7 protein-coding genes are annotated in these 8,077 nt (G+C 47.4%); all 7 read left to right on the forward strand.

The genetic code is table 11. The features are described from left to right. The first annotated feature begins 168 nt into the window (after positions 1 to 168). The 7 genes from HMPREF0240_RS03635 to HMPREF0240_RS03660 all read left to right on the forward strand — a co-directional run bounded on the left by HMPREF0240_RS03635 (position 169) and on the right by HMPREF0240_RS03660 (position 7,340). Entirely contained in the window at positions 169 to 1,209 is a 1,041-nt protein-coding gene (locus HMPREF0240_RS03635; RefSeq protein ID WP_347462546.1) for a cell wall hydrolase, read from the forward strand. Positions 1,210 to 1,448: 239 nt separating this feature from the next. Next, on the forward strand, positions 1,449 to 2,351 hold the full coding sequence (locus HMPREF0240_RS03640) for an AraC family transcriptional regulator (protein ID WP_009002095.1): 903 nt from the start codon (positions 1,449 to 1,451) through the stop codon (positions 2,349 to 2,351). Between the two features lie 462 nt (positions 2,352 to 2,813). Beyond that, on the forward strand, positions 2,814 to 2,909 hold the full coding sequence (locus tag HMPREF0240_RS24895; protein WP_242833288.1) for a putative holin-like toxin: 96 nt from the start codon (positions 2,814 to 2,816) through the stop codon (positions 2,907 to 2,909). Positions 2,910 to 3,257: 348 nt separating this feature from the next. Then, positions 3,258 to 3,644: an Rrf2 family transcriptional regulator gene (locus HMPREF0240_RS03645; RefSeq protein ID WP_009002096.1), complete on the forward strand. Its 387-nt coding sequence runs from the start codon at positions 3,258 to 3,260 to the stop codon at positions 3,642 to 3,644. A 118-nt stretch (positions 3,645 to 3,762) separates the two neighbouring features. Next, the gene (gene cooS, locus HMPREF0240_RS03650; RefSeq protein WP_009002097.1) at positions 3,763 to 5,646 is read left to right on the forward strand and encodes an anaerobic carbon-monoxide dehydrogenase catalytic subunit; all 1,884 of its coding nucleotides are present in this window, start codon (positions 3,763 to 3,765) and stop codon (positions 5,644 to 5,646) included. Positions 5,647 to 5,663: 17 nt separating this feature from the next. Then, positions 5,664 to 6,110, forward strand: coding sequence for a 4Fe-4S dicluster domain-containing protein (locus tag HMPREF0240_RS03655; protein WP_009002098.1), 447 nt, complete (start codon positions 5,664 to 5,666; stop codon positions 6,108 to 6,110). 3 nt (positions 6,111 to 6,113) lie between these two features. Then, the gene (locus tag HMPREF0240_RS03660) at positions 6,114 to 7,340 is read left to right on the forward strand and encodes an FAD-dependent oxidoreductase (RefSeq protein WP_009002099.1); all 1,227 of its coding nucleotides are present in this window, start codon (positions 6,114 to 6,116) and stop codon (positions 7,338 to 7,340) included. Positions 7,341 to 8,077: the final 737 nt, after the last annotated feature.

Below are 8,077 nucleotides of genomic sequence, written 5' to 3' on the forward strand. Positions count from 1 at the left end.
CAGTAACTTTTTTGTTTCTTCCAAAAGTATTTGAAAAAATTTATTGGTTACAACCCGCGTAAACTCTGCGTTAGGAGTGCACTGGGAAATTTTAGGACAAAACATAAATTGCTTAATGTGTCGTTTTATAGTATAATGTCTGAACAGATTATTTTCCAGGAAGGAATTATGATTATGAAATTGTACTTAAGACGAAGGTTACATAAGGGACTTGCGATTGTCTGCACTCTTGCAGTGGTATGTCCCCTGATCCCTGTCCGGGCAGAAGATTCTGCATCTTTATCTCAGAAAATTGCCGAACAACAGACAGAGCTGGAAGGGATCAACCAGGAGATGCTGTCGATCAGCGATGAGATTCAGTCCATTGAGATGCAGTCGGATATCATGTCTGGCGAAGTCCTGCGTACGGAAGAAGCGCTGGCAGTTGCAACGGCGAATGAAGAACAGCAGTACGAGGAAATGAAAGCACGCATTAAGTATTTATATGAGACAGGCAATTCCTCTCTTCTGGAGCTGCTTTTCACTGCAGAAAGCATGGCCGATTTCCTGAACAAAGCAGAATTTATTCAGAACATCAGCGACTATGACAGGGACATGCTGGATGAATTAAGAGAAGCAAAGGAAGATATTGCCACAAAGCAGGAGACGCTGCAGAATCAGCAGAAAGCGCTGAGCGATCTGCAAGGCAGGCTTTCATCACAGAAGGACGAGCTTCAGAAAAAAGCGGAGTCTACCTCCACAGATCTGGAAGCATACAATGCGCTGCTTGAGCAGGTACGTGCGCAGGAGACAGCAGCATTAGGTTACCCCAGCGGTACGGATGGATCAACTGTGCAGGCAGAGGCAATGCAGGTTTCTGAGAGTGAGGAGAAGCTGCTGGCTGCAATCCTGGAGTGTGAAGCTTATCAGGATTACAATTCATTGCTGGCGGTTGCAACTGTTATCCTGAATCGGGTGAACGACCCGCGTTTTCCGAATAGTATTACTGAGGTGGTTTATGCATCCAACCAGTTTGAACCGGTGACGAAGGGCAGTTTGGACGCAGCTCTGACCAGAGGGCCAAGGCCGTTGTCTTGTCAGGTAGCCAAGGAAGCTCTGAGCGGGAAAAGACTGGCTGCAGTGGCGGACTGCTACTACTTTCTTTATGCAGGATCTACGGACAGGCCGGGGGTGAATGTCGGCAACAACTTATTCTTCCGAAGCTGGTAAGATTAATATGTTATGGGAAAGTTTCAGAATAAATTATTCATTCTGAAACAAGAGATACCCTAAAGTCTTAAAATAGACTTTAGGGTATTTTAGGTCTGATGTATCATAGTCGATAAATGGCAGGAACACCCGCAGGGCATGGGGGATGAGATGTCCGGAGAGAATAAACATGTCCGGATTTGTCAAGACAGATTCCTTATAGACACAGTATGATGTTAAAGTAAAGGAAAAAGCATAGTATGAATGAGATTGAGGCAGTGCTGAGAATGCAGGCGTATATAAAGGCGCATTTTCAGGAAGAGGACTTCAGTACAGAAAAAATATGCAGGGCGGTCGGATATTCCAGGCGCCATGCAGACCGGATTTTCAAGCAGCAGATGGGAAAGACACTCCAGGATTATGTGAATGCAGTATGCCTGACTGAGAGTGCTAATGAACTGGCAGGCACAAAAAACAGCGTGCTTCAGGTTGCGCTGAACAGCCATTTCACTTCCCATGAAGGTTTTACGCGCTCTTTTTGCAGACGTTTTCATGTGACACCTTCGGAATACAGGGAAAAATTGATTCCGATCCCTATGTTTGTCCAATATCCGATCAATCACTACTATGCATTGCTGAAATATAAGGAGGAAACAAATATGAGCAAAGATTTGAGTCTGTGTATGATAACCGCAAAGGAAAGGCCTGCCAGGAAACTGATTTATCTGCCCTCCCGAAGTGCAGAGGATTATTTTTCATACTGTGAAGAGATTGGCTGTGAATGGGAAGGCCTGTTGAACAGCATTGGAGAGAAATTCGATACAGCCGCCCTCATGGAACTGCCTGAATTCCTGGTAGAAGAAGGCTTTTCAAAAATGGCGGCAGGAATAGAAGTTCCATTAGAGTTTGACAAACCGCTTCCGAATGAATACAGAACCGCAGAGCTGGAGCCGTGTGTCATGCTGTATTTTCAGACGGAACCATATGAGGATGAGGAAGACTTCTGCAAAGCGATCGAGAGCGCTTATGCAGCGATAGAAAGATACAATCCTGAGGCATATGGTTATAAAATGGCTTTTGACAAAGCGCCGAGTTTTAACTTTGGGGCTGATGCAGGTACTGGAGCTAAACTTTCAGTACCAGCTGTGAAAATCAGCGAGTAAGCGTGAGCGGATGAGTCCGCCTGCCTGTGATGTCGAATGGGATGCTGGCGGGGAGGAATGCCGGTGTTTTATGATACCGGACGTTTAGCCTGGTTTCCGTAGGGATAAAATAGAAAAATCTGATGGAACCTACGACATGCGGCCCCAAATTTGATAATTTGGGGCCTTAGTCGTCTCAAACTTTGCTGCGGACAGCAAAGTTTGTCCATCAGATTTTTCTATTTTATCCCAACGGAAACACACGGCACACTAGAGGCATCATAAAACACCAGCATTCCTCCCCGCCAGCATCCCATTCGACATCACAGGCAGGCTGGGTTCATCAGGTGGGACGTAAGGACGGGGGCGCATGACAGTTGTGAACTGATTGAACAGGGGTTAGCGGACTGTTATAATACATTTAAGAGCACCGTGTACAGGATGGGAGCCTCCCAACTTCGATGAAGAGGGGAGGTGATGCGGATGGACACTTACCAAGTGTTGTCGCTTATGTTTTTGGGCGGAGGATTTCTGATTGCATTACTTACCTACATAGACAGGCATAATAAGCGGAAATAAAAAATGCCTACCCTGTCGCCAATACGGGGTAGGCGCGTCCTGGCGAGGACGTACTACAAAAACATGAGGCTCCGCCATGTGGGCGGCAGCTCTCTTTGTGAATTCAATATAGCATATTTGCAGGTAAAACTCAAGTGTAGTAAATGTTACAATGTTATGGAAAGTGCGATCTGGTGTTACTGTTCAGAACATGTTGTGTATTTACTGCATATCATCAGAGCTATAGCGTAAAACAGCCAATAACCCGCCCCTTGGTTATACGCCAATGGATCCGGTCTGGCTGCAAAAATAAACTTGACTAATTTAGTCTAGTATGTTAGTATCATTTATAGAAAGAGAGGTGCTGCGATGCTTTTGACAAGGGAAAATGATTATGCCATCCGTATTCTGCGTTCGCTGAAGGACAAGGAGAAGCATACGGTTAAGGATATCTGCCAGGCGGAGGAAGTACCGGAAGCATTTGCTTACAAGATTATCCGCAAGCTGCAGAAGGCCGGATTCGTAGCAGTGGAGCGGGGAGCGGCCGGAGGTTGCCGGTTAGGTACGGATCTAAAATCGCTGACACTCTACGATGTGGTGACGGCGGTGGATGCGGAACCTTTGATTATGCCGTGCATGAGACAGACCTGCAGCAGGAACGCAGGGGATGCCTGTAAAGTACATGCAGAACTGATGAAGATACAGAAAGTATTGATTGAAGAACTCAAATCGCGCAGGCTATTCGATTTGTTCTGATATTTTAGGACTCTGAGAAGCACTGTTAGATTTAAAAAAATATTCCTTTCAGCAGGAAAGGGATTTTTTTATAAAACGAAACTAGACTAAAAAAGTCAAGTATTAAGGAGGAAAGATTATGAATCAATGTTATGGATGCAATACCTGCAAAAGCGCAGACAAGCCGCTGGAGGATTATATTGCAAAACTGCCTATGGAGACATCCCATCACAGAGTGGAGGGACAGAGTACGAAGTGTGGATTCGGGCTGCAGGGGGTATGCTGCCGTCTGTGTGCAAACGGCCCCTGCCGTATTACGCCAAAAGCACCGAGAGGGATCTGTGGAGCGAACGCAGATACGATCGTGACCAGGAATCTTCTAAGAGCTGTAGCTTCCGGATCAGGCTGTTATATCCATGTGGTTGAAAATACCGCCCTGAACGTGAAGAATGTGGCAAAGACCAAGGGGGAGATCAAAGGGCTTGAGACATTGGACCGCCTGGCTTCCATTTTGGGAATTGAAGAAGCGGACGTACATAAAAAAGCAGAAGCCGTTGCGGATGCGGTTCTGAAAGATTTATACCTGCCGGAATATGAGAAGATGCAGCTGACAGAGAAACTGTCATATAAACCACGCTATGACAAATGGAAAGAATTGGGGATTCTTCCGGGCGGGGCCAAATCAGAAGTATTCCACGGTGTTGTAAAATGTTCAACCAACCTGAATTCTGATCCCGTTAATATGCTGCTGGACTGCCTTAAACTGGGAATTTCCACAGGTATCTACGGGCTTGTGCTGACGAACCTGCTTAACGATGTTGTACTTGGGGAACCGGAGATACGTTTCGCGCCTGTTGGGCTCAGAGTCATTGATCCGGATTATATTAATATCATGATCACCGGACATCAGCATTCTATGTTTACCTTCCTGCAAAATAGGCTGACGGATGAGGATGTCATTGAAAAAGCCAGAAAAGCCGGGGCGAAAGGGTTTAAACTGGTAGGCTGTACCTGTGTGGGGCAGGATCTGCAGCTGAGAGGCGCACACTATACAGAGATTTTTGACGGACACGCGGGCAATAATTATACAAGCGAAGCGATCCTTGCAACTGGCGGGATTGATGCCGTTATCTCAGAGTTTAACTGTACTTTGCCCGGAATCGAGCCGATCTGTGATGAACTGCAGATTAAGCAGATCTGTATTGATAATGTAGCCAAAAAAGCCAATGCGGAATTAAAGGAATTCGATTTTGAAAACCGCCCGGCTGTAACCGAAGAGATGATTGACGAAGTAATTGAGTCTTACAGTGCACGCAGGGGAAGTGTTCCTATGAATCTGATGGAAGACCACGGTAATGAGAACACACTGACCGGAGTCAGTGAGGTATCCCTGAAGAAATTCCTTGGCGGAAACTGGAAGCCTCTGATTGATCTGATCGTATCAGGCGATATCAAGGGAGTTGCAGGTGTAGTCGGATGTTCTAACCTGACTGCAGGAGGCCATGACGTACTCACCGTTGATCTGGTGAAAGAACTGATTTCCAGAGATATCATCGTACTGACTGCAGGATGTTCTTCAGGCGGAATCGAGAACTGCGGACTGATGACCCCGGAAGCCTCCAAATACGCTGGACCGAAGCTGCGTGCAGTCTGTGAATCACTGGGAATCCCGCCGGTTCTGAACTTTGGCCCATGTCTGGCAATTGGGCGTCTGGAAATCGTGGCAACCGAACTTGCAGAGGAACTGGGAGTTGACCTTCCTCAGCTTCCGCTGGTACTTTCTGCGGCACAGTGGCTGGAAGAGCAGGCTCTGGCTGACGGTTGTTACGGCCTGGCTCTGGGGCTGCCTCTCCACCTGGGACTGCCGCCGTTTGTAACCGGAAGCCCGGTAGCCGTTCAGGTACTGACAGAAGATATGAAGAATCTGACCGGAGGACAGGTCATTATTAACGGAGATGCGAAAGAATCTGCAGATATTCTGGAGCAGATCGTGATGGAGAAACGCCAGGGACTGAATATTTAAGAGAGGATCGATAATTTATGAGACGAATCATGATTGAGTATGATAAATGTGATGGCTGTAAGAGCTGCTCCGTTGCCTGTATGCAGGCCCACAGAGAAGACGAGGGAACTGTATATGATCTGGACATGACTGATCCGAAAAACGAGTCCCGGAATTTTATACTGAAGGATTCTAAAGGGAGATATAAGCCGCTGTTCTGCCGTCACTGTGACGATCCGGAATGCGTGAAGTCCTGTATGAGCGGCGCGCTTAAAAGAGATCCGGAAAGCGGCCATGTGTTCTATGACGAGGAACGCTGCGGCTCCTGCTTTATGTGCGTGATGAACTGTCCTTTCGGAGTTCTGAAGCCGGACAGCGTTACGAACAGCAAAGTCATCAAGTGTGATTTTTGTGTAAATGCAGGCGGAGAGCCATCCTGTGTAGCTGCCTGTCCGACGAAGGCAATATTTGTGGAGGAGGTGTAGCGGATGAAGTATGTAATTATCGGAGCCGGAGTTGCAGGAATAGAAGCAGCGAAGGTCATAAGAGCGCAGGAGGAATCTGCCAAGATCGTTATGGTATCCGCGGACACACAGATTCATTCCCGCTGTATGCTGCATAAATATATTGCAGGAGAAAGAGACGAAAAGGGCCTTGATTTTACGGAGGAAGATTTTTTCGGAAAATATAATATTCAGTGGCTGAGTGGTGTCAGACTATCCAAGGTCTGCCCGGAGCAAAAGAAGGCCATGCTGGATAACGGTGAAACCATCTGTTATGACAAACTGCTGCTTGCGACAGGGGCGAACAGCTGTATTCCTCCGGTGGGAGAACTCAGAAAAGCATCTAACGTATTTGGGCTCAGGGATCTGCCGGATGCGCAGGCAATTGTAAAAGAAGCAGAGCATGCACAGGAGATTCTGATCATCGGTTCCGGCCTTGTGGGGCTGGATGCAGCATACGGACTTCTGGAGCGCGGCAAGAAAGTGACTATTGTAGAAATGGCGCCTCAGATACTGCCGGTTCAGCTGGATGAGCACGGTGCAGTAGCTTACCAGAAATTATTCGAAGAAGCCGGTGTGCGTTTTCTTCTTGGAAGAAAGGCAGATCAGGCAGTATGCGAAGCCGATGGAAAAATCCATAAGGTACTTCTGGATAATGGAGAGGAAATTCCCTGTGATATGATCATTGCCGCGGCGGGGGTACGCCCTTGTACCGCATATCTTGATGGCAGCGGCATTGCCTGTGAGCGGGGAATCAAGGTAGACAGCTATATGCAGACGAATGCTGCGGATGTCTACGCTGCAGGCGATATGACCGGACTCTCCGGGATCTGGCCCAATGCGGCAGACCAGGGACGTATAGCCGGTAAAAATATGTGTGGTATTGAGACGGAATATACGGATACATACGCGGCTAAAAACACTATCAATTTCTTTGGACTTGTCACACTCTGCGTTGGAAAAATCCGGGCAGAAGAGGGCGACGAGGTTCAGGTCAAGGAAGACAGCAGACATTATAACAGAGCCATTCTGCGGGATGGCAGAGTGGAGGGGATTCTCCTTCAGGGGGATATCTCCAATGCGGGAATCTGGCAGTACCTGATTAAGAATAAAGTGGACATCAGCGGGATAGAAAAAGATGTATTCCATATTAACTACGGGGATTTCTATCAGGTTGGTGAACGTGGTAAGTATCTCTGGGAGGGAATTTAGGAGATAGGACTGCGGCGGGGGAAGGTCCGCCTGAGGAAAGTGTGCCTTATGGCGGTACCGGACAGCGGGCAGCAAAATCGTGGCAGGGCGCTTCGGGATACGGTATCGGGGAATAACTGTCACTAATCAAAATGGAAGCCAACATGATGAATACCGACGACAAGCGCGAGAATGCCGGATGCATTCTCGCTGAGTCGTCTTTTCCCCAGGACTGGAAGTCCTGGGGAAAATTCATATGTTGGCTTCCATTTTGATGAAGTGACAGTAATTCCCCGATAACGCATCCCGAAGCGCCCTGTCACGATTTTGCTGCCCGCTGTCCGGTACCGCCATAAGGCACACTTTCCTCAGGCTGGGTGCATCCGGGCGGGAAACTTATCTGCTGGAAGGGATTCCGGGCGAGGGAGACGGATGGGAATGGTGTTGTTTGGTTGAATTTCAGGGTTAATGCAACTTTATCAAAGTAAATGCAGTCTGGTCAGTCCTATTTCGTGAAAAATGTGAAATAGGACTGTTTTTTATGTGAATTTCGTGTAAAATAATAGTAATCCACCATGAAAAGCCTTAAAAATAGGTGCACTATGCCGGAAGTGAGATTTACCTGTTTTTTTGCCAGAGTAAATGCCACCCCTATATAGGCGCTATATTATGTAAGGCCGGGTCTGGGGGATAATTAAGGCTGTTTGCCGTGTAAAGCTTAGCCTTAATGTTTGTTTTGTTGGAAAGCCGGGGATGGC

Source organism: Clostridium sp. D5, assembly GCF_000190355.1.
Classification (GTDB): Bacteria; Bacillota; Clostridia; order Lachnospirales; family Lachnospiraceae; genus Faecalicatena; species Faecalicatena fissicatena_A.